Source organism: Stenotrophomonas sp. 3(2025) (genome assembly GCF_052665395.1).
The window spans coordinates 20,510-44,041 of sequence record NZ_JBQOIF010000027.1 but is presented as its reverse complement, the minus strand read 5'-3'; the positions used below and the strand labels follow the sequence as shown (position 1 = coordinate 44,041).

At 66.9% G+C, this 23,532-nt stretch carries 23 protein-coding genes; 14 read left to right on the top strand and 9 right to left on the bottom strand.

The genetic code is table 11. The features are described 5' to 3' along the window. The first annotated feature begins 39 nt into the window (after positions 1 to 39). The 6 genes from ACUXVE_RS17470 to ACUXVE_RS17445 all read left to right on the top strand — a co-directional run bounded on the left by ACUXVE_RS17470 (position 40) and on the right by ACUXVE_RS17445 (position 6,349). Positions 40 to 1,485 (top strand): SH3 domain-containing protein, encoded by a 1,446-nt coding sequence (locus ACUXVE_RS17470; protein WP_445514868.1) that lies wholly within the window; start codon positions 40 to 42, stop codon positions 1,483 to 1,485. Then, positions 1,486 to 2,580, top strand: a complete 1,095-nt coding sequence (locus ACUXVE_RS17465) for a dipeptide epimerase (protein WP_445514867.1) — start codon at positions 1,486 to 1,488, stop codon at positions 2,578 to 2,580. Positions 2,581 to 2,995: 415 nt separating this feature from the next. Further along, entirely contained in the window at positions 2,996 to 3,844 is an 849-nt protein-coding gene (locus tag ACUXVE_RS17460; RefSeq protein WP_025878243.1) for a MurR/RpiR family transcriptional regulator, read from the top strand. A gap of 12 nt (positions 3,845 to 3,856) precedes the next feature. Further along, entirely contained in the window at positions 3,857 to 4,621 is a 765-nt protein-coding gene (locus ACUXVE_RS17455; protein ID WP_025878244.1) for a L,D-transpeptidase family protein, read from the top strand. Further along, on the top strand, positions 4,618 to 5,919 hold the full coding sequence (locus ACUXVE_RS17450; protein WP_033830177.1) for an APC family permease: 1,302 nt from the start codon (positions 4,618 to 4,620) through the stop codon (positions 5,917 to 5,919). Before ACUXVE_RS17455 ends, ACUXVE_RS17450 begins: the two co-directional genes overlap by 4 nt. 82 nt (positions 5,920 to 6,001) lie before the next feature. Beyond that, entirely contained in the window at positions 6,002 to 6,349 is a 348-nt protein-coding gene (locus ACUXVE_RS17445; RefSeq protein WP_025878246.1) for a hypothetical protein, read from the top strand. Positions 6,350 to 6,456: 107 nt separating this feature from the next. Here ACUXVE_RS17445 and yiaA read toward each other — a convergent pair whose 3' ends face one another. Beyond that, a complete protein-coding gene (yiaA, locus tag ACUXVE_RS17440; RefSeq protein WP_025878247.1) occupies positions 6,457 to 6,909 on the bottom strand; it encodes an inner membrane protein YiaA in 453 nt (150 codons plus the stop codon). A 172-nt stretch (positions 6,910 to 7,081) separates the two neighbouring features. On the opposite strand from yiaA, the gene ACUXVE_RS17435 reads away from it, so the two are divergent. Continuing rightward, entirely contained in the window at positions 7,082 to 8,248 is a 1,167-nt protein-coding gene (locus ACUXVE_RS17435; protein ID WP_222387880.1) for a PQQ-dependent sugar dehydrogenase, read from the top strand. A 106-nt stretch (positions 8,249 to 8,354) separates the two neighbouring features. Here the strand turns inward: ACUXVE_RS17435 and ACUXVE_RS17430 are convergent, their stop codons facing one another. From ACUXVE_RS17430 to folB, 4 genes are all read right to left on the bottom strand, one after another. Continuing rightward, positions 8,355 to 8,861 (bottom strand): hypothetical protein, encoded by a 507-nt coding sequence (locus ACUXVE_RS17430; protein ID WP_445514866.1) that lies wholly within the window; start codon positions 8,859 to 8,861, stop codon positions 8,355 to 8,357. A gap of 137 nt (positions 8,862 to 8,998) precedes the next feature. Next, the gene (locus ACUXVE_RS17425) at positions 8,999 to 11,173 is read right to left on the bottom strand and encodes a glycoside hydrolase family 3 N-terminal domain-containing protein (protein WP_093821006.1); all 2,175 of its coding nucleotides are present in this window, start codon (positions 11,171 to 11,173) and stop codon (positions 8,999 to 9,001) included. Positions 11,174 to 11,301: 128 nt separating this feature from the next. Continuing rightward, positions 11,302 to 12,573 (bottom strand): mechanosensitive ion channel family protein, encoded by a 1,272-nt coding sequence (locus ACUXVE_RS17420; protein WP_222387882.1) that lies wholly within the window; start codon positions 12,571 to 12,573, stop codon positions 11,302 to 11,304. A 91-nt stretch (positions 12,574 to 12,664) separates the two neighbouring features. Further along, entirely contained in the window at positions 12,665 to 13,018 is a 354-nt protein-coding gene (folB, locus tag ACUXVE_RS17415; RefSeq protein WP_025878255.1) for a dihydroneopterin aldolase, read from the bottom strand. A 328-nt stretch (positions 13,019 to 13,346) separates the two neighbouring features. Here folB and ACUXVE_RS17410 point away from each other — a divergent pair, with 328 nt between their 5' ends. After that, positions 13,347 to 14,027: a hypothetical protein gene (locus ACUXVE_RS17410; protein WP_445514865.1), complete on the top strand. Its 681-nt coding sequence runs from the start codon at positions 13,347 to 13,349 to the stop codon at positions 14,025 to 14,027. 42 nt (positions 14,028 to 14,069) lie between these two features. Here the strand turns inward: ACUXVE_RS17410 and tsaD are convergent, their stop codons facing one another. Then, positions 14,070 to 15,095 (bottom strand): tRNA (adenosine(37)-N6)-threonylcarbamoyltransferase complex transferase subunit TsaD, encoded by a 1,026-nt coding sequence (gene tsaD, locus ACUXVE_RS17405; RefSeq protein WP_049468546.1) that lies wholly within the window; start codon positions 15,093 to 15,095, stop codon positions 14,070 to 14,072. Positions 15,096 to 15,261: 166 nt separating this feature from the next. Between tsaD and rpsU the strand changes: the two genes are divergently transcribed. The 6 genes from rpsU (at position 15,262) to ACUXVE_RS17375 (ending at position 20,456) form a co-directional block, all read left to right on the top strand. Next, positions 15,262 to 15,477, top strand: a complete 216-nt coding sequence (gene rpsU, locus ACUXVE_RS17400; protein ID WP_002808376.1) for a 30S ribosomal protein S21 — start codon at positions 15,262 to 15,264, stop codon at positions 15,475 to 15,477. A gap of 133 nt (positions 15,478 to 15,610) precedes the next feature. After that, the gene (locus ACUXVE_RS17395) at positions 15,611 to 16,054 is read left to right on the top strand and encodes a GatB/YqeY domain-containing protein (protein WP_032975623.1); all 444 of its coding nucleotides are present in this window, start codon (positions 15,611 to 15,613) and stop codon (positions 16,052 to 16,054) included. A 105-nt stretch (positions 16,055 to 16,159) separates the two neighbouring features. Next, positions 16,160 to 17,119 carry a YihY/virulence factor BrkB family protein gene (locus ACUXVE_RS17390; RefSeq protein WP_222387883.1) on the top strand — a complete coding sequence of 320 codons (960 nt, stop codon included), beginning with the start codon at positions 16,160 to 16,162 and terminating at the stop codon, positions 17,117 to 17,119. Positions 17,120 to 17,177: 58 nt separating this feature from the next. Then, on the top strand, positions 17,178 to 18,917 hold the full coding sequence (dnaG, locus tag ACUXVE_RS17385) for a DNA primase (protein ID WP_025878279.1): 1,740 nt from the start codon (positions 17,178 to 17,180) through the stop codon (positions 18,915 to 18,917). A 26-nt stretch (positions 18,918 to 18,943) separates the two neighbouring features. Next, positions 18,944 to 19,444: a fused DSP-PTPase phosphatase/NAD kinase-like protein gene (locus ACUXVE_RS17380; protein WP_445514864.1), complete on the top strand. Its 501-nt coding sequence runs from the start codon at positions 18,944 to 18,946 to the stop codon at positions 19,442 to 19,444. Positions 19,445 to 19,484: 40 nt separating this feature from the next. Then, a complete protein-coding gene (locus tag ACUXVE_RS17375) occupies positions 19,485 to 20,456 on the top strand; it encodes a bile acid:sodium symporter family protein (RefSeq protein WP_445514863.1) in 972 nt (323 codons plus the stop codon). A 101-nt stretch (positions 20,457 to 20,557) separates the two neighbouring features. Here the strand turns inward: ACUXVE_RS17375 and ACUXVE_RS17370 are convergent, their stop codons facing one another. The 3 genes from ACUXVE_RS17370 to ACUXVE_RS17360 form a co-directional block, all read right to left on the bottom strand. Further along, entirely contained in the window at positions 20,558 to 21,364 is an 807-nt protein-coding gene (locus tag ACUXVE_RS17370) for a calcium-binding protein (RefSeq protein ID WP_445514862.1), read from the bottom strand. A 96-nt stretch (positions 21,365 to 21,460) separates the two neighbouring features. Then, complete coding sequence (gene cyoE, locus ACUXVE_RS17365) at positions 21,461 to 22,354, bottom strand: heme o synthase (RefSeq protein WP_033830169.1); 894 nt, start codon at positions 22,352 to 22,354, stop codon at positions 21,461 to 21,463. A gap of 4 nt (positions 22,355 to 22,358) precedes the next feature. Continuing rightward, on the bottom strand, positions 22,359 to 23,522 hold the full coding sequence (locus ACUXVE_RS17360) for a COX15/CtaA family protein (RefSeq protein ID WP_445514861.1): 1,164 nt from the start codon (positions 23,520 to 23,522) through the stop codon (positions 22,359 to 22,361). Positions 23,523 to 23,532 lie beyond the last annotated feature (10 nt).

The following is a 23,532-nucleotide window of genomic DNA, read 5'->3' as shown; positions in this document are numbered from 1 at the left end:
TAAATATTCCAACAGGCATTCGAGGAGGGTGTGCAGCGCATGATCCTGGCTTCCCGCAAACCGCGTCGGCACTGGCCGCACCGGTTGACCTTGGCACTGGCCCTGGGCCTGCTGGGTGCACCCGCATTCACCCAGGCGGCCACGCCTGTACCCGACCCCGGCGCCGCGCTGCCTTACGTGATCGGCCTGCACGAGGCCTACCTCACCCCGGACTACTGGGCGGCACGGCTGGACAATGCCGACGCACCTATCCTGGACCGCGCGCAGATCGAGGCGCAGAACGCGCGGATGCGCGCGCAGGACAAGCACATCCAGGACATCGCCACCCTGCCTGCGCAGCTCAGCGCGGCACAGGTGCGTGACAGCATCACCACGCTGTCGAGCTGGCCCACGCGGGCGCTGTATGACGACAAGGGCCGCGCCATCGCACCGGACGTGCGCAGCGCGATCGAAGCCAACCTCGGTCTCGACGCAGTTCCGTCGCAGGTGTCGCCGGACTACGCCCTGGTGGTGAAGCGCGCCGCGCTGCGCACCTTCCCCACCCGCCAGCGTGTCTTCAGCACCGTCGGCGATACCGACATCGACCGCTTCCAGGAGTCGGCACTGTTCCCCGGCGACAAGGTTGCCGTCGTCCACCGCAGCACCGACGGCCGCTGGCTGTTCGTGCACAGCGAGCGCTACAGCGCATGGATCGAAGCCGACGCGGTGGCCAGCGGTGACAAGGCCACGGTGCTCGGCTACGGCGCGAAGGGCCCGTACCGCGTCGTCACCGCCGCGACAGCGCACACCGCCTACACACCCGAGGAACCGCGTGTCTCGCGCCTGCAGCTGGACATGGGCGTGCGCCTGCCGGTGTTGGCCGACTGGCCCGCCGCCGAGCCGGTGAACGGGCAACAGGCGCACGCCTCGTGGGTGGTGCAGCTGCCGGTGCGCGAGGCCGATGGCCGCCTGAAGCTGGTGCCGGCGCTGCTGCCGCGCTCGCAGGACACCGCCGCCGACTACCTGCAGCTGACCCCGCGCCTGCTGCTGCAGCAAGCGTTCAAGTTCCTCGGCGAGCGCTACGGCTGGGGCCACGACTACGACACCCGCGACTGCAGTGGATTCGTATCGGAGATCTACCGCAGCTTCGGCGTGCTGCTGCCACGCAATACCAGCGCACAGGCGGTCAGTCCCGCGCTGGACCGCTTGCCGTTCACCGCCAAGGACGGCAAGGCCGTGCGCGACCGCGCCGTCAGCGATCTGCAGGTGGGTGACCTGGTCTACATCCCCGGCCACGTGATGATGGCCATCGGCCACGTCGATGGCCGCACCTGGGTGATCCACGATACCGCGGGCGGCAGCTGGTTCGGCGCCGACGGCAAGCGTGTGCAGGCCCACCTCAATGGCGTATCGGTCACCCCGCTGGAGCCGATGATGGCCAGCGACAGCGTCCGCTACATCGATCGCATCACCAACATCCAACGCCTGCGTGCCAAGAACCCCTGAATGAAGATCACCGCCATCGAACTGGGCATGCTGCGCGTGCCGCTGAAGACCCCTTTCAAGACCGCGCTGCGCACGGTGGAAACCGTGGAGGACGTGGTGGTGCTGATCCGCACCGACAGCGGCCACACCGGCTACGGCGAGGCGCCTGCCACCGCGGTGATCACCGGTGACACCCACGGCTCGATCATCGAAGCGATCCGGCACTTCATCGCCCCGCGCCTGATCGGCCAGGAGGTGGTCAACCTCAACCGCCTGTGCACGCTGGTGCAGACCGCGATGGAGCGCAACACCAGCGCCAAGGCGGCGGTGGAGATCGCCCTGTACGACCTGTGGGCGCAGCTGCATGGCGCGCCGCTGTACCAGATGCTCGGTGGTGGCGACCCCGTGATCACCACCGACATCACCATCAGCGTGGACTACATCGACAAGATGGTGGCCGATTCGCTGTCGGCGATCGAACGCGGCTTCGAGTCGCTGAAGATCAAGGTCGGCAAGGACATCGGCGTGGACATCGAACGGGTCAAGGCGATCCATGCCGCCGTCGAAGGCCGTGCGCTGCTGCGACTGGATGCCAACCAGGGCTGGACCGCCAAGCAGGCAGTGCATGCGATGCGCACGCTGGAAGATGCAGGTGTGGTGCTGGAACTGCTGGAGCAGCCGGTCAAGGCCGCCGACATCAGCGGCCTGAAGTACGTAACCGATCGGGTCAACACCCCGGTGATGGCCGACGAGAGCGTGTTCAGTCCGAGCCAGGTGATGGACCTGATCCAGCAGCGCGCCGCCGACATCATCAACATCAAGCTGATGAAGACCGGTGGCCTGTCCAACGCAATCCGCATTGCCGACATCGCCGGCATCTACGGCGTGCCGTGCATGATCGGCTGCATGATCGAATCCAGCATCAGCGTGGCCGCAGCGGTGCACCTGGCGGTAGCCAAGAGCGATGTGATCACCAAGGTCGACCTCGACGGCCCATCGCTGGGCCAGTTCGACCCGGTCAGCGGCGGGGTGCGCTTCAACGAGTCGGAGATCAGCATCAGCGATGTGCCGGGGTTGGGCGTCACCGAAGTGCGGGGGCTGGAGATGCTGGGTTGATTTCTGCCTTGCGGCTGGCTTGGCGTACAACTGACGTTGGGTCGGGCGTTACTTTTCTTTTCGCGAAAAGAAAAGTAACCAAAAGAAACGCTCCGCCGGCCGCGAGCCGACGTGCTGCGCACGCCGGTGCCCTGCGCTCCTCGGTCCGCCGAGGGACGGCGCGGAACTCGCTGCGCTCAGACACCCGCGCCTCTTCGCCCTCGCCGGACCTGCGGTGCTCGGCTCGCTTGAAGGCGGACTCAACGGCAGCTCCGGGTAGATCCACGCCATGCGTGGATGCCCTTGCTCCTGCTTTTGCCCCACTCCGTGCCCCCTTCGCGGCTGGCACCCGCCCGAGCCACCACATACTCTGCTCTACGCCGCCAACCGCAACGCGGTCCTCTATGCTCCAGCGCACGACCATCGGACGCCCCGCATGCCGCCCCTGCTGAAAATCCGCACCGAGCGCGGGCAGATGTCGGCCATCGAACGCCGCATCGCCGACTTCATCCTCGACAACGCGCACCTGCTGCGCGACTACTCCTCGCAGCAGCTGGCCAGCGCGCTGGGCATCAGCCAGTCCAGCGTGGTCAAGTTCAGCCAGAAGCTCGGCTTCAAGGGCTACCCGGACCTGAAATATTCCATCGGCGAGGACGTCGCCCGCGCCGGTGCCGACCCACAGCAGGCGCCCGCCGAACCAGACATCAGCGATGACTACCTGCGCCTGGGCGACGCCCTGCGCCGCAGCAAGGCCCAGGCCGAGGAAGAAACCCGCCAGGCCAACCCACGCGAGGAGATCGAGCGCATCGTGCAGCTGCTCGACGGCGCGCCCAAGCTGTTTGTGTACGGCCTGGGTGACGACGGCCTGTACGCGCGCGAATTCGCCATGCGGCTGTCGCTGCTCGGCCTGCTGGTGGTGCCGCATACCGATCCGATCCTGATGCTGGCCAACCTGTCCGCCGCGCGCCCGGGCGATGTGCTGCTGATGTTCTCCGAGTTCGGCAAGTTGCCACAGCTTTCGCAGCTGTCGCGCCAGTTCCAGGACATGGGCGGCAAAGTGGTGTCGATCACCCGCCACACCGCCAACCCGCTGCGTGCGCATGCCGATGCAGCACTGGTGGTGTGCGCGCACGACCGCGCGCCGCAAGTGGCGCAGCTGCTGTACCGTAGCGCCATGCATGCCCTGCTCGATTTCCTGTTCGTGCTGCTCTGCCACGCCAATCCGGATCGCCAGCAGCAGCTGGCGGTGAACCTGGAACGGATCGACCACCTGCTGGATTCCTGACCGGAGCGCCCGATGAACCTGCTGCTGGCCCGCCTTGCATCTGCCGCGCTGCTGCTCGTTGCCGCAGCGGCTCTCCACGCTGCCCCGCTGGACAACGCTCGCCAACTGATCGTGGTCACCAGCGAGACCTGGGACAGCACGCAGGGCCAGCTGCAGGCCTTCGTGCGCGACGGCAAGCACTGGCGCAGGCACGGCCAGGCCTTCCCGGTCGCGCTGGGTCGCACCGGCAGTGCCTGGGGCCTGGGCCTGCATCCTGCCCAGACCGACGGTCCGCAGAAACAGGAAGGCGATGGCCGCAGTCCGGCCGGTGTGTTCGCGCTGGGCAGCGCGTTCGGCTATGCCATCACCCGGCCCGGCACGGCGATGACCTATCAGCCGATGCTCGAGAGCAGCTACTGCATGGACGTGCCAGCATCGCCGTTCTACAACCGCATCGTCGATGCGAAGAAGGTGGGCAGCGCCGCCATAGCCGGTTCCACCGAACCGATGCGGCTGGACCTGCACAACCAGGGCGACGTGCGTTACCGGGAAGGCTTCGTGATCGCGCACAACCCGGACAACCAACCCGGCAAGGGCAGCTGCATCTTCGCCCATCTGTGGCGCCAGCCCGGCGAGGCCACCGCTGGCTGCACTGCGATGCCAGAGGTGCGCATGCAGGCGTTGCTGGACTGGCTGCGCCCGCAGGACACGCCACGCTTCGTCCTGTTGCCAAGGGCCGAATACCAGCGCCTGCAGGCACAGTGGAAACTGCCCGCGCTTGAAGGAGCCGTACGTTGAGCGCCGCCGACGAACCGCAACTGCAACGCGCGGTCAGCCGCTGGCAGATCGTCGGCCTGTCCATCAACGATGTGGTCGGCAGCGGCATCTACCTGCTGCCGGCCGCCACGGTCGCCCTGCTCGGTCCCTTCAGCCTGTGGGGCGTGGTCGCCGCCGGCATCGTCGTCGCCCTGCTGGTGCTGTGCTACGCGCAGGCGGCCAGCTATTTCGATGAACCCGGTGGCAGCTACCTGTACGCGCGCGAAGCCTTTGGCCGCTTCGCCGGCTTCGAGATCGGCTGGATGATCTGGCTGACCCGCATCAGCTCGGCCGCTGCGCTCAGCAATGCGCTGGCCGACGCCGTGGCGCGGTTCTGGCCGTGGGCAGGCGCAGGCATGGGCCGCATCGCGATCATCGTTGTCTCGCTCGGTTTCCTCACCGGGGTGAACATCATCGGCGTGCGTTCGGCCGCCCGCACCGGCATCGTGCTGGTGATCGGCAAGATGCTGCCGCTGCTGTTGTTCGTGGCCATCGGCGCCTTCTACATCGACCCGCAGCTGGCGTTCTCCGGCCAGCGCCCGGACCCGCACGACCTGCAGCGCATGGGCGAGGCGGCGCTGCTGTTGCTGTATGCCTACGCCGGGTTCGAGAACATTCCGGCCGCAGCCGGTGAATACCGCAACCCACGCCGCGACATCCCGTTCGCGCTGATCACCATGATCGTCACCGTCACCGTGATCTACGCGGCGGTGCAGATCGTGGCGCAGGGCACGCTGCCCGGCCTGGCCAACTCGGCCACGCCACTGGCCGATGCGGCTTCCAGCTTCGGCGGCGAGGCGCTGGCGCTGATCCTCACCGTGGGCGCGACCATCTCCATCCTCGGCACCAACAGCAACACGATGATGATGGGCCCGCGCTTCCTGTTCGCCCTGGCCCGCGATGGCTACGGCCCGAAGGTGCTGGCGCAGGTGCACCCGCGCTTCCGTACCCCGGCCGCGGCGATCTTCTGCCAGGGCCTGATCGCCCTCGGCCTGGCGCTGTCCGGGTCGTTCGTGCAGCTGGCACTGCTGTCGATGACCACACGCCTGTTCGCCTACATCGGCACGGCCGCCGCAGTGCTGGTACTGGCCAAGCGCTATGCCGACCGTCCCGGCGCGCTGAAGCTGCCCGGCGGCCCGTTGATTCCGGTGCTGGCCCTGCTGCTGTGCGTGGCCCTGTTTGCCAGTGCCAGCTGGCAGAACATCGTCGCGGCGCTGGTCGCCTTCGCCGTTGGCGCGGTGATCTACAAGCTGCCGCGCAAGGATGCCGCTGCTGATTGACCTGCCGATCACGCTGCCGGTCCGGCGCGTTAACCGGCCGATGGGCACGATCAGGCTTCGTCCACTACGGAGCCTTCTGTCCATGAGCCCCGATTACCAGATTCCCGGTCGCGTGCCGGAAGACAGCACCCCGCGCGAGGCCATTTCCGACTACTGGCGCGACCGCTACAGCGCCGAACCGTATTACGACGCCAGCCTGCTGTTCGATGACTACGAGCCGGCCTATCAGATCGGCCACGCAGCACGCTTCAACGAAACCCGCGCCGATCAGGTGATCCGCGCCTACGAACAGGTCGAAGCGGAGTTGCAGTCCCGCTGGGCGACCGAGCGCGGCAAGAGCCGCCTGGAATGGGATCAGGCCCGCGCCGCTGTCCGCCGCGGTTGGGATGAAGCCCATGTGGCCGATCCGCGGCTGACGCGCCACGGTTGACCCCTACAGCTGTTGAGTGATGCAGCCACAGTAGCGCCGAGCCCCTGCTCGGCGCCTTCTGCGTTGCAGGCCTGGGCCGGGCAGGCGCTTGGCGCTACCTCAGCCGGTCATTCCTGTTCCGGCAGCGGCGGGATCGACGACGCGCGCTTGGGCTCGGCCGCGTTGGCGGCAATCAGGTCGCGGGTGTTCTTCTGCACCGCCACCGCGCCAAACAGAGACAGCGCGAACGCCATGCCGTAGAAGCCCTTTTCGCTCAGCACCAGGGTGGCGTTCCACAGGCCGACCAGCAGCAGCAACAGCGCCGACAGCAGCGCGAACCAGCACAGCGCGTAGTACAGGCCGCTCACCGGAATGGCCTCGACGCGGTCGCGCACGCTCTTCTGCAGCGATACCGCCGCAAACAGGCCGAACAGCAGCAGGGTCAGGTAATAGCCCTTCTCGTTCAGCGGCATCTCGGCATTGAACAGGCCGACAAGGTAAGCCACCGCGCCCAGCAGCAGGGCCACCCACGAGGCGGCGATGAAGGCGGGCGAGGGTCGATGGATGAGGGGTGCGTTCATTGCAGGTCCTTGGCAGACAGGCGGGCAATGCTTTGCCCGGGCGAGAACACCCTAGACGATCCGCGCCATGCCGCACAGGGGGGAGCAGGACCTTCGGGCCACGACCGTCACCGCCCCGGTGGTATACAACGGAGAGCCTGGCCATCCGCATCCCCTTCCGCTGGAGATACCCATGACCCGCACGCCCCTGCTGCTCGCCCTCGGCCTGCTGCCGATCCTCGCCACCACCGCCTGCAACGCGGCCGGCCCTGATGCGTCTGGCCAGAAGGCCCCGGCGACCGCCGCGGCCAACGCAGACCAGCGCCCCTTCACCGCCACCGAGGTCAGCCGGTTCGACCAGCCGTGGGCGATGACCTTCCTGCCCGATGGCAGCCTGCTGGTCACCGAAAAGCGCGGCAAGCTGCAGCACCTGGACCTGGCCAGCGGCCAGAAACATGAGATCACCGGTGTGCCCAAGGTCGCCTACGGCGGCCAGGGTGGGTTCGGTGACGTCATCCTGCATCCGGATTTCGCCCGCAACCGTGTGGTGTACGTCAGCTACGCCGAGGAAGGCACGCTGGACACGCGCGGCGCGGCCGTGGCCCGTGCCACCCTCGCCCTCGATGCCAGCGGCGGCGGCCAGCTGAAGGACCTGAAGGTGATCTGGCGGCAGACGCCGAAGGTCAGTGGCGAAGGCCACTACGGCCACCGCCTGGCCTTCGGCCCGGACGGCAAGCTGTGGATCAGTTCGAGCGAACGGCAGAAGTTCGATCCTGCGCAGGACATGAGCGGCAACCTGGGCAAGATCATCCGCCTCAACGACGACGGCAGCCTGCCGGCCGACAATCCGTTCGCCTCGCAGGGCGGTGTGGCCGCGCAGGTGTGGTCGCTCGGCCACCGCAACGTGCTGGGCATCGCCTTCGATGCCAATGGCAAGCTGTGGGCGCAGGAGATGGGCCCGGCCGGCGGCGATGAGCTGAACCTGATCGTGCGCGGTGCCAACTACGGCTACCCGATCGTGTCCAACGGCGACCACTACGACGGCCGTCCGATTCCCGACCATGACACCCGCCCGGAGTTCGCCGCACCGAAGGTGACCTGGAACCCGGTCATTTCCCCGGCCGGCCTGATGTTCTACAGCGGCAGCCTGTTCCCGCAGTGGAAGGGCAGCGCCTTCATCGGTGGCCTGTCGTCCACCTCGCTGGTGCGGGTTGCCTTCGACGGCGACAGCGCGCGCGAGGCCGAACGCTTCAACATGGGCGAGCGCATCCGCGAAGTGGAACAGGGCCCGGACGGCGCGCTGTGGCTGCTGGAAGACGGCAGCAAGGCACGGCTGCTGAAGCTCACGCCGAAGGCCTGACGGCCGGGTGGTGCCGGCTGCTGGCCGGCACCTGCAGGAGCCCTGGTTGCCGGCCAGCGGCCGGCACTACCGATCTGGAACGGCCCTGCATACGGGGCCGTTTTCGTTACTGGATGGTGCCGACCTTCACCTCGGTGCGCGTGCAGGCCTTGTCCAGGCACTGGCCGGTCAGCCAGACCTGGCCATCGCCGATCATCACGCCCTGCTGGTTGACGAACACCGTGCCGAAGTCCTGCGCGGACACCGCCTTGACCACCGCCGGGGTGATGATCTTTTCGTAGTTGCGCTGGAATTCACCGGGCCCGGTGATCTTCCTGCCACCGCTGATGTTCAACGGGAAACGCACTTCTTCAACCACCGCCGCGCGGTCGCCACCGACCACTGCGGTCTTGAAGGCAGTGAATACTTTTTCATACTGCGCCGCATCGCCGAGCAGCGTCTCGATGCGCGCGCGGGCGTCGTCTGCCGCCGCAGGTGCTGCGGGGTTGGCAGCATCGGCCGGCGTCGCGCCCGTCATCGGCGCAGGCGCATCGGCGGCAGGTTCGGGCGGCGGTGCCGGCTGCGAGCACGCTGCCAGCAACAGGACAGGAACAAGGTAAGCCATCGTGCGCATGCGCGGTCTCCATCGGATCAGGCTCCGATGGTAGCGCCGGGCCGTGCCCGGCGTGTTCGCCATGGGTGAGGACGCCGGGGATGGCCCGGCGCTACTCATTGCCAGTAGATCCACGCCATGCGTGGATGCTCTACCGGTCAGGCCTTCAGCAGTTCGAACTGCACCGCGTCACCGGCCATCGACGAGGCGCACACCCACACGTCGAACAGGCCCGGCTCGGCACGCAGCACGCCGTCGCGGCCGGTGAATGCCAGCTGTTCACGGGTCAGGGTGAACACCACCTCGGCCGACTCGCCCGGCTGCAGCGCCACCTTGCGGAAGTCCTTCAGCTCGCGCACCGGTCGCACGCGGCTGGCCACGCGGTCGTGGATGTACAGCTGCACCACTTCCTCGCCGGCCACACTGCCGGTATTGGTCAGCGTGGTGGTCACGGTCAGGGTGTCGTCCCAGCCGACGCGCGCGCTGCTCAACTGCGGCACGCCGTAGGCGAAGGTGGTGTAGCCGATGCCGTGGCCGAACGGGTACAACGGCTCGTTCGGAATCTCGCGCCAGCGTGCCTTGAATTCCGACATCGTCGGCAGTTCCGGGCGACCGGTGCGCGGGTGGTTGTAGAAGTACGGCTGCTGGCCGGACACCTGCGGGAAGCTGACCGGCAGGCGGCCGGAGGGGCTGTAATCGCCGAACAGCACATCGGCAACGGCATGGCCGGTCTGCGTGCCCAGGTACCAGGTGATCGCAACGGCATGCGCATTGCGCACCGCGCCCTGCAGGGCCAGCGCGCGACCATTGCGCAGCAGCACCACCAGCGGCTTGCCGGTCATCGCCACCGCTTCGGCCAGCGCCTGCTGTGCCGGCGGCAGGGTGATCTCCACGCGCGACTGCGCCTCGCCGCTGTAACGCTGCGGCTCGCCCAGCGCCAGCACCACCACGTCGGCGCGCAGCGCAGCGGCCACGGCCGCCTCGGTGCCACCGGCAATGGCGGCTTCCAGTTCGCAACCCGGGACCACTTCCAGCAGCGTGTCATCGCCGATGGCCGCGCGCACGCCGGTTTCCAGATCCACGTAACGCTGCTTGTCGCCGAACAGCGTCCAGCAGCCTTCGATGTTGTCGCGGTCCTGCACGAACGGGCCGATCAGCGCGATCTTCTGCCCGTTCTTCTGCAGCGGCAGCACGTTGTCGCGGTTGTTCAACAGCACGATCGAACGGCGCGCGGCATCACGCGACAGTTCGTCATGGGCGTCGATATGGGAGGTATCGGCTTCGCGCGCCGGGTCCAGCGAACGGTACGGGTCGTCGAACAGGCCGATGGCCTCCTTCAGCCACAGGATGCGGCGCACGCCTTCATCCAGCACGCTCATCGGCACCTCGCCGCTCTCCACCAGGCCCGGCAGGTGCTCGGCGTAGAAGCCGCTCTGCATGCTCAGGTCCAGGCCGGCGGTGAACGCCTTGGCGGTGGCATCGCGGTCGTCGGCGGCATAACCGTGCGCGACCAGTTCCATGTCGGCGGTGTAGTCGGAGATCACCACGCCCGGGAACTTCCATTCACCGCGCAGGATGTCGGTCAGCAGCTCGGCGTTGGCGCTGGCCGGCACGCCGTTGATGTCGTTGAACGAGGACATCACGGTGATCGCGCCAGCGTCGAAGGCCGCCTTGAACGGCGGCAGGTGCACATCGCGCAGGGTCTGCGGCGAAATGTCCACCATGTTGTATTCCATGCCGGCCATCACCGCGCCGTAGGCGGCGAAGTGCTTGGGCGTTGCCAGCAGCGAGTCGGCGGCGCGCAGGTCGCTGCCCTGGAAGCCACGCACGCGGGCAGCGGCGAAGGCACAGCCCAGTACCACGTCCTCACCGGCACCTTCGGCACCGCGGCCCCAGCGCTGGTCACGGGCGATGTCCACTGCCGGTGCATAGGTCCAGTGCAGGCCGGCTGCGGTGGCTTCAACCGCAGTGGCGCGCGCGGTGCGCTCGGCCAGGTCCGGCTCGAAGCTGGCGGCCTCGCCGAGCGGAATCGGGAACACCGTGCGCATGCCGTGGATGACGTCGGCCGCCAGGATCACCGGGATGCCCAGGCGGCTCTCCTCGGTGGCGACCTGCTGGATGCGGCGGCCGAGCTCGGCGCCGACACCGTTGAACAGCGAGCCGACCTTGCCCTCGCGCACCTGCTGCAGCACCTGGTCGGCATTGCGCACGTTGGCTTCCGGGTTCACGTCCGGGGCGAACGGGCGGACCATGTCCGCGAAGACTCCCAGCTGGCCGACTTTTTCCTCGACGGTCATCTGGGCAATGAGGGATTCGATGCGATCGGAGGCCACCGGCAGTCCTTGATGAAAACGTTTACAAGCCCGGCATTCTAGCGATCCCGGACGATTTGGCGAGAGGTTTCGTCATTCAGTTTCAGCCACCAGCCGGATCCGTACGGTCCGACCGGGGGCATCGCAGCTTACTCCGAGCCGGCCAACTGGCGCTGCCCGGACATCAACATCGCGTCGCTGGACGCCTGGAACACCCGCAGGCCAAAGGCGGGAAGGATCGCCAGCAGGTGGTCGAAGATGTCCGACTGCACAGCCTCGTATTCGCCCCAGGCGGTGCTGCGGGTGAAGCAGTACAGCTCCAGCGGCAGGCCTTCGGTGGTCGGCTGCAGCTGGCGCACCAGCAGCGTCATGTCGGTATGGATGCCCGGGTGGTTGGCCAGATAACGCTCCACGTAGGCGCGGAAGGTCCCCAGGTTGGTCACCCGGCGGCTGTTGACCTCGGCCACGCCCTGCTCGCGCAGGCGCCCGTTCCACTGGCCCAGCTCCTGCTGCTTGCCGCGCAGGTAGTCGCCCAGCAGGGCGAACTGGCCGAGGAAAGCCAGGTCGTCCTCCTCCATGAAACGCACGCTGTGCTGGTCCAGGAACAGCGCGCGCTTGATCCGGCGGCCACCGGCCTCCTGCATGCCGCGCCAGTTCTTGAACGACTCGGTCACCAGCTTCTTGGTCGGGATGGTGGTGATGGTCTTGTCGAAGTTCTGCACCGTCACCGTATGCAGGGCGATATCGATGACATCGCCGTCGGCATTCTGGCTGGGCATCTCGATCCAGTCGCCGATGCGGATACGCCCATCACCACTGATCTGCACGCTGGCCACCAGCGACAGGATGGTGTCCTGGAAGATCAGCATCAGTACTGCGGTGGCCGCGCCCAGGCCGGTGACCAGGTAGCGCAGATCGACACCGGCGAGGGTGGCAACGATCGACAGCCCGGCGATCACGAAGATGATGATCTTGGCGACCTGCAGGTACCCCTTGATCGGCTTGTTGCGCGCCTCGGGGCGACGTTCGTACAGGTCGTTGGCCGCATCCAGCGCATGCGACAGCGCCAGCACCACGGTCAGGATCGCCCACGCCTGGCAGGCACCGATGATGAAGCCGACCAGGCCCGGCGGCAGGTCCGGCACGATACGGATGCCCGAGGCGATCACCTGGCTGGGCACCACGTTGGACAGCCGCGAAATGACCCGCATCAGATGGCTGCCGCGGCCGGTATCGGCGCCGGGCAGGCGGTTGAGCAGGCGACGCAGGCCGCGCAGCAGGATGCGCTTGGTCACCCAGTTGGCCAGGCCGGCGGCAACCAGCAGCGCCGAGATCATCAACGCCAGGTAGGCGCCAGGATAGGGTTCCAGTGTGTTCTGCAGCTTTTCCAGCCACTGTACCGCCACCACTGCGTCCACCATCGGTTGTCTCCTTCTTCATTGCTGTTGAGGTTGCCGGCCAGCGGCCGGCACTACCGGGGGTTGCCAGCCGACGGCCAGCACTACCGGCGTGTCAGTCCCGCGAGCGTTCGATGATCACGCCGACCGCACGTGCACCGCGCACCGCCCCTGGCTTGCTCAGCTTCAGGCGCAGCCACTTCACGTCGAACTCGTCCAGCACGATCTGCGCGCAGCGCTCGGCCAGGGTCTCCACCAGCCCGAACTCCGATTCGCGCACGAACTGCTCCAGGCGCTTGCTGACTGCCTTGTAGTTCAGGGTATGGGCAATGTCATCGCTGGCGGCCGGGCGACGGTTGTCGAACCCCATCTCCAGATCGAACACCAGGTCCTGGCGGATCCGCCGCTCCCAATCGTAGATGCCGATCAGGGCGTCGATCGTCAGCCCTTCGATGAAAACCTTGTCCATTGCGGTTACCAGCCGGAAAACAGGCGGCCATGGTAACGGGACGGCAGTGAGCCTGCCCGGAACGGAGGCGGCTCGCCGGGCATTCACAAGGTCTGGAAAAGACAAAGGGCCCTGCTAGCGGGGCCCTTTGGTACCTCTCAACGTCCTCGGGGGGAGCTGGAATCCAGCCGCGAGTCCCGAAGCACACGCTGCGAAGGATGAAGATCATTTTCCCTGTCGTCCAGAGGCATTCGCGACATTCCGGGGAAGTCCGAATGCCGTTGGGAGTTCTGCCAGGCAACCGGATGGCATTGCCCGATATCACCCGTACGGCTGCCGGCGCACGCTGGTGATCCACAACGTGATTCCGCCGCCAATGAAAGAGCAGAGGATCCTGCAAGCAGCACTATCCCGACCACGCTGGGCGACCTACAAACGCATCGCAGACCGTCATTCCCTGGATGCGGCCTCGCTGTATGTCTGGAACATGCAGATGTGTAGCGCTTTGCTATCGCCGCTTCACATCTGTGAAATCGTCATCCGCAACGCAGTCGCCGCAGCACTTGCGCATGCCTATGGTCCCCGCTGGCCATGGCATCCAGCACTGTTGCAGCGCATGCCCGCCGATGGCGCGTTGTCGGCGCTGCAGGACCTGCACAAGCGATCGAATCAGCAGATGAACACGCCGGAGATCATCGCCAGCCTTCGATTCGCATTCTGGCAGCAACTCTTTACACGGCGCTTTGAGGGGCCCCTCTGGACGCGAAGCCTGAAGATCGCTCTGCCCAATGCTCCACAGAACACTGTCGGCACCGTCCGCACCACCATCCATGCCGACCTCGACCGCATCCGCAATCTGCGCAACCGCATCGCCCACCACGAACCGATCATCGAGCGCGACATCGGCGCCGACCTGGCCGCGATCGGGCGGCTGATCCACGCCCGGTGCCCACACACGCTGGCATGGCTGCAGCGCCATGAACGGGCGACGACGGTATTGGCGGCGTCGCCGTTGGCAGGGCGTCCATAATGCGTCCGCCGGGCATGGCCCGGCGCTACCGGTTGTGGGGCTTCACACCGCCGGCAGCGTCGCCATGTCCCAGCGCGGGGTGACGTCCACCTTCGGGGGGCTGTGCTGGCCCGCCAGCAGGCGCAGCGCGCCGGCGAAGGCGATCATCGCGCCGTTGTCGGTGCACAACGCCGGCCGCGGGAAGCAGGCGCGGCCGCCGAGGCGCTCGGCCATCTGCTGCAGGCGGGCGCGCAGGCGCTTGTTCGCACCCACACCACCGGCCACCACGATCACATTGGTGCCGGCCGCTTCCAGCGCGCGTTCGCACTTGATGCACAGGGTCTCGACCACGGCGTCTTCAAAGCCACGGGCAATGTCGGCGCGGGTCTGCTCACTCTGGTCGCTGTCGCGCCAGGCCATCAGGACCTGGGTCTTCAGGCCGGAGAAGCTGAAATCCAGGCCCGGGCGGTCGGTCATCGGCCGCGTGAAGCGGTAGACGCCCGGCGTGCCCTGCTCGGCCAGCGCGGCCAGCTGCGGCCCACCGGGGTACGGCAGGCCCATCATCTTGGCGGTCTTGTCGAAGGCTTCGCCTGCCGCGTCGTCCAGGGTTTCGCCCAGCAGCCGGTACTGGCCGATGGCATCGACGGCCACCAGCTGGGTATGGCCACCGGACACCAGCAGGGCCACGAACGGGGCCTGCGGCGGATCGTCTTCCATCAGCGGCGCCAACAGATGACCTTCCATGTGGTGCACGCCCACGGCGGGAACCTCCAGCGCCCAGGCCAGCGACCGGGCCACGCCGGCGCCCACCAGCAGCGCCCCGACCAGGCCGGGGCCGGCGGTGTAGGCCACCCCGTCGATGTCGTTCACGCCGAGCCCGGCCTCGGCCAGCGTCTGCCGGATCAACGGCAGCAGCTTGCGCACGTGGTCACGGCTGGCCAGCTCAGGCACCACACCGCCGTACTCGGCGTGCAGGGCGATCTGGCTGTAGACCGCATGGGCGCGCAGGGCAGCGCTGCCGGCCAGGTCGGTGTCATACACCGCCACGCCGGTCTCGTCACAGGAAGATTCGATGCCAAGGACTCGCATGCCTGCTATTATGACGCCCCTGCCAACCCCTCGGGGAACTGGCAGGCCTCACTGCAATCCAACAACTTGCCCCTATTCAGGATTTGTGGCTTGCAGTTTGTTTATTCGCCACTATAATGTGCGGCTCGCCGGGCGTGACCCGGTTCTACTGTGTCCCGGAGATTCCATGCCCAGCGTCAAAGTCCGCGAGAACGAACCCTTTGAGTTTGCTCTTCGCCGCTTCAAGCGCACTTGCGAAAAGGCCGGTGTGCTGGCCGAAACCCGCAAGCGCGAGTTCTACGAAAAGCCGACCCAGGAGCGCAAGCGCAAGGCCGCCGCTGCTGTGAAGCGTCAGCTGCGCCGCTCGTCGCGCGACGTTACCAAGCGTCAGCGCCTGTACTGATCGGACGCATCTTCATTGCGGTGGGCATTCCCTGCCGCGATAGAGTCGAAGCCGGCACGCGCGAGCGTCGCCGGCTTTTTGCGTTTCCGGGCCCGGGCATCCGCCCTGCCCTACTACCACCACGAGGTTCGTCATGAGCATGAAGCAGCAGCTCACCGAAGACATGAAGGCCGCCATGAAGGGCGGCGAGAAGCACAAGCTGGGCGTCATCCGCCTGATCAACGCCGCCATCAAGCAGAAGGAAGTCGACGAGCGCATCGAGCTCGACGACACCGCCGTGATCGCCGTGCTCGACAAGATGGTCAAGCAGCGCAAGGACTCGGTCAGCCAGTTTGAAGCGGCCAACCGCGAAGACCTGGCGGCAATCGAGCGCGCCGAAATCGTGGTGATCGAAGCCTACCTGCCGGCCAAGATGGGCGAAGCCGAGATTGTCGCGGCCATCCAGGCGGCCATCGCCGAAACCGGCGCCAGCAGCGCGGCCGACATGGGCAAGCTGATGGGCGCGCTGAAGCCCAAGCTGGCCGGCCAGGCCGACATGGGCCTGGTGTCCAAGCTGGTCAAGCAGGCGCTGTCGTAAGCAACGCCAGACCCGGGTCCCTTCCGCACTGCGAAGGGACTCCGGGACGCGCTCCTGCGCACCTGCTTCACCGCGTCTTCGACGTGGTGCTGCTACAACTCCGGCATGGTTGATCCAACGTCCCACGCCCCCGAAGACCGCGCGCCGCACGGCGGCCCCGCGTCCCTGCACAAGTACATCAAGCGCCTGCAGGACAGTTTCCCGATGGCCGTCGTCAAGCGCTTCGTCGAAATCGACGTGCTGACCCAGGCCGCCTCGGTTTCCTTCTATGCCCTGCTGTCGATGGCGCCACTGCTGGTGCTGCTGCTGTGGCTGACCGCCTCGCTGTATCCGCCGGCACAGCAGGCCCTGGTCGACCAGATCAGCTCCGTGGCCGGCAGCAGTGCCGCGACCGTGGCCGAAACCGTGCTGAAGAATGCCGACAACCAGCCCGACGTCGGATCGCTGGCCGGGCTGTGGAGCACGCTGTTGCTGTTCGTTGGCGCCACTGCGGTGTTTGCCCAGTTGCAGAACGCACTGAACCTGATCTTCCGCACCAGCGGCGAACGCCTGGAGGGCATCAAGGCCTGGCTGCGCAAGCGCGTGTTCTCCTTCGGCGTGGTGCTGGCGCTGGGCTTCCTGCTGATCCTGTCGATGACCGCCACCACCGTGCTGCAGGTGGCCTTTGCGCAGCTGCCCTCGATCCTGCCGGCCATCGGCTACCTGACCAGCCTGCTGCTGTACGCGGTCGGCTTCGCCTTCATGTATCACTACCTGCCGGACCGGCGCGTGGCGTGGCGCCAGGCCTTCATCGGCGGCCTCATCACCTCGGCGCTGTTCGCGCTCGGCCGCTATGGCATCGGCGTGTACATCGCCACCGTCGCACCGGGCAGTGCTTACGGCTCGATGGGTGCGCTGGTGATCTCGCTGGTCTGGATCTACTACGCCACCGTGGTCTTCTTCGTCGGCGCGCTGATGACCGCGGTGATCGATGAACGCCTGCGCGCACGCCATCATCTGCTCGCTGCCGGCATCGACCCTGGCACTGCGTCTAACGCGCCCGGGAACGTGGCCGGCAAGGGGTAAACTAGGGGGACTGACTCCCCCCTCCGCGTGGCTGCCGCCGCGCCCTGCCTCGTTGCCCATGGCCCGTATCCCCGACGCTTTCATCGACGACCTGCTGGCCCGCTCCGACATCGTCGAGGTGGTGGGCAGTCGCGTGCCGTTGAAGCGCCAGGGCAAGGAGTACGCCGCGCGCTGCCCGTTCCATGACGAACGCTCGGCCTCGTTCACCGTCTCGCCGACCAAACAGTTCTATCACTGCTTCGGCTGCGGCGCGCACGGCACGGCCATCAGCTTCCTGATGAACTACGACCGCCTCGAATTCCTCGACGCGGTGGATGAACTGGCCAAGCGTGCCGGCATGGAAGTGCCGCGCAGCGAGAACCCGCGCAGCGCCCAGCAGCAGGATGATAGTCGCGAGCTGTATTCGGCGCTGGACGCGGCAACCAAGTTCTTCCAGAAGAACCTTGAGGGCAGCGAGAAAGCCCGCAGCTACCTCGATGGCCGCGGCGTGGATGAAGAGAACCGCGCACGCTTCCAGATCGGCTATGCGCCTGATGGCTACAGCGGCCTGCGCGACGCACTGGGCAAGGACGAGCGGCGGATGAAGCTGCTCGACCGCGCCGGCCTGTTCTCCAAGAACGACCGCGGCCACGTCTACGACAAGTTCCGTGACCGGGTGATGTTCCCGATCTTCGACCGCCGTGGCCGGGTGATCGCCTTCGGCGGGCGCGTGTTCGAGAAGGACGACGGCCCCAAGTACCTCAACTCGCCCGAGACCGCGCTGTTCCACAAGGGCCGCGAGCTGTACGGCCTGTGGCAGGTGCGCCAGGCCAACCAGAAGATCGAGCGCTTGATCGTGGTCGAGGGCTACATGGACGTGGTCTCGCTGTTCCAGTTCGGCGTCACCCAGGCGGTGGCGACGCTGGGCACGGCAACCACGCCGGACCACGCCGAGCTGTTGTTCCGCAACGCGCCGGACGTGTTCTTCTGCTTCGATGGCGACGCCGCCGGCCGCCGCGCCGGCTGGAAGGCGCTGGAATCGGTGCTGCCACGCATGAAGGACGGCCGCCAGGCCTTCTTCCTGTTCCTGCCCGACGGCGAAGACCCGGACAGCATCGTGCGCAAGGAAGGCGCCGAGGCCTTCGACGAACGCTTGAAGCAGGCCACGCCGCTGTCGCAGTTCTTCTTCGACGAGCTGACCCGCGAGATCAACCTGGGCACGCTGGATGGCAAGGCACGGCTGGCCGAGCGCGCCAAGCCGATGCTGGCGCAGATTCCCGATGGTGCCTTCGGCGACCTGATGAAGCAGCAGTTGGCGCAGCTGACCGGCCTGGGTGGCAACGCGCAGGCGGGCCGGCCGCAGATGCCACAACGCGCCGCTCCGCGCACGATCCAACCGGCGGCCAAGCGCAGCCTGGTGCGCGGCGCGATCGCCGTCCTGCTGCAGCAACCGTCGCTGGCCCTGACCCTGGGCGGCAAGCATCACTTCCAGGGCCTGCGCCTGCCGGGCGTTGAGCTGCTGCTGGAATTGCTGGGGCTGGTCGAACAGCGCCCGGACATCAGTACCGGCGCCCTGCTGGAGCATTTCGACGGCCGCGAAGAACAGGCCTCGCTGCACACCTTGGCCGCGCAGACGCTGGCGGGCGATGAAGCGATGTGGACGGTGGAACTGCATGACGCGGTCGGCCAGCTGGAGAAGCAGCTGCTGTTCCAGCGGATCGACGACCTCAACGCCAAGCAGCGACAACAGGGTCTGGACGATACTGACAAGTACGAGATGCGCGAACTGCTGAAGGCACGCGCCAATCTGCGCCTGTAGCGGCAGAACATATCCCCGGAGAGAGCATGCTGCTGCGCCTGACCTGCCTGCTGTTGTTGTCGCTCTGCCCGATCCTGCCGGCCTGGGCTGCGGACCCTGTTCTTGCTGAAGTCCGCCCCGGCCTTTATGCCGGTGGCCAGCCCACGGCCGCGCAACTGCGCGAACTGGCTGCGCAAGGCGTGCGCACGGTGATCGACCTGCGCCAACCCGATGAAGATCGCGGCTTCGATGAAACACGCGAGGCCGAAGCGCTCGGCCTGCGCTATGTACGCATTCCTGTGGCCGGTGCCGAGGGCCTGGATGCCGCCAATGTGCGCGCCGTGCACCAGGCCCTGCAGCAGAGCCAGGGGCCGGTGCTGCTGCACTGCGCCTCCGGCAACCGCGCCGGTGCCGTGCTCGGCCTGGTCAACGCACGCTACGAACACGCCAGCCCGGAACAGGCGCTGCAACTGGGCCAGCGAGCCGGCCTGAAGTCGTTGGAAGCGGCCACCCGCGGGCGTCTGGCGATCCCTTCTCCCACCCCCTGATTCCCGGGGTAATCCCCCCGCACCAAGGAGCCCATCCACCATGACCCGCTGGTGGTCGCGCCTGCGACCGGACAACTTCACCCTCGCCCTGCTGTGCACCGTCGGCCTGGCCTCGCTGCTGCCGATGAAAGGCGCCGCCGCCCTGGTGCTCGACGATGTCACCACCGTCGCCATCGCCGCGCTGTTCTTCCTGCATGGCGCGCGCCTGCCGCGCGAATCGATCATCGGCGGCATGCTGCACTGGCGCCTGCACCTGACGATCCTCGCCTGCACCTTCATCCTGTTCCCGCTGCTGGGGCTGTTGTTCAAGCCGTTGTCCGGCTGGCTGCTGACGCCTGAGCTGTACCTGGGCGTGCTGTTCCTGTGCACCCTGCCCTCCACCGTGCAGTCGTCCATCGCGTTCACCTCAATGGCGCGCGGCAACGTGCCGGCGGCCGTGTGCAGTGCTTCGCTGTCGAGCATCCTCGGCGTGTTCCTCACGCCCCTGCTGTTGACCGCACTGGCCGGCACCTCCGGCGGCGTGCATGACCCGCTGCATGCCATCGGCGGCATCATGCTGCAGCTGCTGGTGCCGTTCGTGGCCGGCCACCTGCTGCGCCCGTGGATCGCCGGCTGGGTTGAGAAACAGCGCGCGCTGCTGCGCTACACCGACCAGGCCACCATACTGCTGGTGGTGTACTCGGCATTCGGCGAAGCGGTCACCGAGGGGTTGTGGAGCAAGACGCCGCTGCTGTCGCTATTGGCGGTGGCGGTGGTGGCGGCGGTACTGCTGGGCATCGCGATGCCGTTGATCACCTTCATCGCCCGCCGCCTGCGCTTCAACCGCGAAGACGAGATCGCCATCGTGTTCTGCGGATCAAAGAAGAGTCTGGCCACCGGCGTGCCTATCGCCAAGGTGCTGTTCGCTGGCGGCAACCTCGGCGCGATCGTGCTGCCGGTGATGATCTATCACCAGATCCAGCTGATCGTCTGCGGCGTGATCGCTCAACGGTATGCCAAGCGCGCGCCCTGACCTGTGGAACAGCCATCCACGCATGGCGTGGATCTACTGCGGGTTCACGCCCTCCGTGGTTTGGAGTAGATCCACGCCATGCGTGGATGGTTTGCCTGACGCTACGGATCCACCAGCGTGCCGACGCTCAGCTCCGGCATCCACACCCACAGGTCGTACGGCCGTCCCGCATGGGCATCGACCCGCGGCCGCGTGGCCACCTGCTCTGGAAGTGACCGCGCCATGCAACTGCCCGCGCATCCCCACGCCTGACCACGCTGCGCGCCCAACCGTACGCTGTAGATCTCCAGGTCCCGCAGCTGGGAGGCCATCGGCTGCATCTGCATTTCCAGCGGCATACCTTGCGGCCGCTGCAGCATGGCGTGTACGTTGCCGGTCAGAACCAGCATGCGTGCGACAGCCGGCAGGCGCCCGTACAGGCGCCGCAACTCGGCGGCCATGCGGTCATCGCGTGCCTGGTTGCCGCCCTTGCTGGCATTGACGTCATAGCCAACCACTTCGATTACACGCCCCTGCGACTTCAGCACGCGCAGGCTTTCGATCATCGCCAGCATGTCGCGGCTGCGACGGCCATCGTGCTGGTCATCGCGCACGGTCCAGAACGCACGCCCGCGCAGCTGCTGGCGTGCCTGCTCTCCGCCATCGGAAGCCAGGTAATCGCGCAGCGTGGGGGTTTCCCCACGTGGCAGTTCCAGCGCCAGCACGACAGGGCCGTTGCGGCTGTAGTCGTCCACCAGCTGGCGCACCAGCAGCGGCGTCTCGCGTGTCCCGTGGAATTCACCCAGTACCAGCAGGCGGTGGTCACCGGCGTGCTGCCGGATCTGCGCAGCGGTGTCGTCGGCGCGCGCACTGAGGGCCATGCCCAGCGCCAGCAGCAGCGCGGCGGTCCAGCGGAAGATCGAATGCATCCCTGCTCCTTCCTTTCCTTGGGGTCAGGAACAGCAATGGCGACGCGACAACCACAGTTCAAGTAGATCCACGCCATGCGTGGATGCCTAAGCCCGCTACAACCAGGGCAGGATCCAGTGGTCCACCAGCAGGAAGGCGAACAGCGCCATCAGGTAGACGATGGAGTAACTGAACATCTTCATCGAGAACAGCTCGTCCGGCGGGTTGAGCATGCGCCAGGCGTACCAGAGGAACACGGCGTTGAGCACGATCGCCCCGCCCAGGTAGAACGCTCCGCTCATGCCAACCAGGTACGGCAGCAGGCAGACCAGCGCCAGCACCACCGAGTACGCCATGATCTGCTTGCGGGTGTGCACCACGCCATGGGTGACCGGCAGCATCGGGATTTCCGCCTTGGCGTAATCCTCGCGACGGAAGATCGCCAGCGCCCAGAAGTGCGGCGGCGTCCAGATGAAGATGATCAGCACCAGCAGCGACGAGTACGCCCAGTCCGACTGCCCTTGCATGCCGGTTACCGCCGCCCACCCCAGCATCGGCGGCATCGCACCGGCCAGACCACCGATGACGATGTTCTGCGAGGTCGCACGTTTCAGGTAGACGGTGTAGATCACCGCATAACCGATCAGCGAGGCGAAGGTCAGCACCGCGGTGATCCAGTTCACCCACAGCACCAGGATCGCCATCGACAGCACGATCAGCACGCCGGCGAATACCAGCACCTGCCACGGCTTGACCTTGCCCACCACCAGCGGACGCCACGAGGTGCGCGCCATCTGCGCGTCGATGTGCGCATCCAGCAGCTGGTTGATGGCTGCAGCGGCGGACGCGGCAAGCCAGATGCCGAGGAAGCCGAGCAGGCCGGCACGCACCTGCTCCCAGCTGGGCACGCCGGGAATGGCCAGGACCATGCCGACCAGGGCGGTGAAGACGATAAGGGCGACGACCTTGGGCTTGGTCAGGTCCCAGTACTGGCGATAGTTGGAAAACATGGGATCAGTCCGGGGCACGCAGGCGGGCCAGCAGGCTGACCAATACAAACAACAGGGCAACGGCAACGCCGTTGTGCGCCACTGCCACTTCCAGCGGCAGCGCCAGCTTCACGTTGAGGATGCCGAGGGTGACCTGCAACACCAGCAGCGCGACCAGGGCCGAAGCCCAGCCACGCATGCTCGGCAGCCGGAACAGGCGCAGGCCCAGCCACAGCAGGTAAACGGCAACGATGATGGCAAACAGGCGATGGGCCATCTGGATGGCGATGCGCGAGGCACCGTCGAGCACGCCGCCTTCGTAGTCCACACCGATACCGCGCCACAGGGTGAAGCCCTCGGCGAAGTTGTGCTGCGGCCACCACTGGTTGGCGCAGCGCGGGAAGTTGTCCAGCGAGGCGCTGCCGCCGCCGCACGCCAGCGCCGCGTAGTTGGCGCTGACCCAGCCACCCAGCGCGATCTGGGTGACCAGCACCGCCACGCCAATGCGCAGCAGCCACTTCAGCTTCGGCGCCTCGGCCAGGGTGATCGGCATGTGCGTGGCACGCCAGGCCATCCACACCAGCAGGCCGAACATCAGCATGCCGCCCAGCAGATGACCCATCACCACGATCGGCTTGAGCAACAAGGTCACCGTCCACATGCCCAGCAGCGCCTGGAAGATCACCACCGCCAACGTCAGCAGCGCAGCGCGCGCCAGGTCGATGTTGCTCCAGCGCAGCGCCGCGATCAGCAGGATGGCCTCGCCGACCAGCGCCAGCGCGCTGGCGGTTCCATGCCAGCCCATCATGTACAGCGGTATGCCCGCGGCCACCAGCACGCAGGCGGTGACCACCGCCGTGCTTCCGAAACGCCGCTTGCGTGTGGCCAGCAGGGCCAGGGTCAGGATCTCGATGCCGAGCGCGCCGGCCAGGAAGCGGTGCACCTGCTCACGCCAGGCCTTGTGTGTTTCCAGCGGACGGATCTCCGCTGCCGGGTGGCCGATGGTCTCTTCCACGTGCTGCGGCCAGGTTGCCTGCCCATAGCAGGTCGGCCAGTCCGGGCAGCTCAGGCCGGCATCGGACAGGCGCACGAAGGCACCGAACATGATCGTGCTCGCGGTCATGATCATGGCGAACCACGCCAGGCGGTGGAAATTGCGGTGCAGCGCCGGACGCGCGGAAAGGCTCATCAAACGGGAC

Coding starts and splice junctions, on each gene's coding strand:
- ACUXVE_RS17470 (WP_445514868.1), top strand. CDS start 40: ATGATCCTGGCTTCCCGCAAACCGCGTCGGCACTGGCCGCACCGGTTG.
- ACUXVE_RS17465 (WP_445514867.1), top strand. CDS start 1,486: ATGAAGATCACCGCCATCGAACTGGGCATGCTGCGCGTGCCGCTGAAG.
- ACUXVE_RS17460 (WP_025878243.1), top strand. CDS start 2,996: ATGCCGCCCCTGCTGAAAATCCGCACCGAGCGCGGGCAGATGTCGGCC.
- ACUXVE_RS17455 (WP_025878244.1), top strand. CDS start 3,857: ATGAACCTGCTGCTGGCCCGCCTTGCATCTGCCGCGCTGCTGCTCGTT.
- ACUXVE_RS17445 (WP_025878246.1), top strand. CDS start 6,002: ATGAGCCCCGATTACCAGATTCCCGGTCGCGTGCCGGAAGACAGCACC.
- yiaA (WP_025878247.1), bottom strand. CDS start 6,909: ATGAACGCACCCCTCATCCATCGACCCTCGCCCGCCTTCATCGCCGCC.
- ACUXVE_RS17435 (WP_222387880.1), top strand. CDS start 7,082: ATGACCCGCACGCCCCTGCTGCTCGCCCTCGGCCTGCTGCCGATCCTC.
- ACUXVE_RS17430 (WP_445514866.1), bottom strand. CDS start 8,861: ATGCGCACGATGGCTTACCTTGTTCCTGTCCTGTTGCTGGCAGCGTGC.
- ACUXVE_RS17420 (WP_222387882.1), bottom strand. CDS start 12,573: ATGGTGGACGCAGTGGTGGCGGTACAGTGGCTGGAAAAGCTGCAGAAC.
- folB (WP_025878255.1), bottom strand. CDS start 13,018: ATGGACAAGGTTTTCATCGAAGGGCTGACGATCGACGCCCTGATCGGC.
- tsaD (WP_049468546.1), bottom strand. CDS start 15,095: ATGCGAGTCCTTGGCATCGAATCTTCCTGTGACGAGACCGGCGTGGCG.
- rpsU (WP_002808376.1), top strand. CDS start 15,262: ATGCCCAGCGTCAAAGTCCGCGAGAACGAACCCTTTGAGTTTGCTCTT.
- ACUXVE_RS17395 (WP_032975623.1), top strand. CDS start 15,611: ATGAGCATGAAGCAGCAGCTCACCGAAGACATGAAGGCCGCCATGAAG.
- ACUXVE_RS17390 (WP_222387883.1), top strand. CDS start 16,160: ATGGTTGATCCAACGTCCCACGCCCCCGAAGACCGCGCGCCGCACGGC.
- dnaG (WP_025878279.1), top strand. CDS start 17,178: ATGGCCCGTATCCCCGACGCTTTCATCGACGACCTGCTGGCCCGCTCC.
- ACUXVE_RS17380 (WP_445514864.1), top strand. CDS start 18,944: ATGCTGCTGCGCCTGACCTGCCTGCTGTTGTTGTCGCTCTGCCCGATC.
- ACUXVE_RS17375 (WP_445514863.1), top strand. CDS start 19,485: ATGACCCGCTGGTGGTCGCGCCTGCGACCGGACAACTTCACCCTCGCC.
- ACUXVE_RS17370 (WP_445514862.1), bottom strand. CDS start 21,364: ATGCATTCGATCTTCCGCTGGACCGCCGCGCTGCTGCTGGCGCTGGGC.
- cyoE (WP_033830169.1), bottom strand. CDS start 22,354: ATGTTTTCCAACTATCGCCAGTACTGGGACCTGACCAAGCCCAAGGTC.
- ACUXVE_RS17360 (WP_445514861.1), bottom strand. CDS start 23,522: ATGAGCCTTTCCGCGCGTCCGGCGCTGCACCGCAATTTCCACCGCCTG.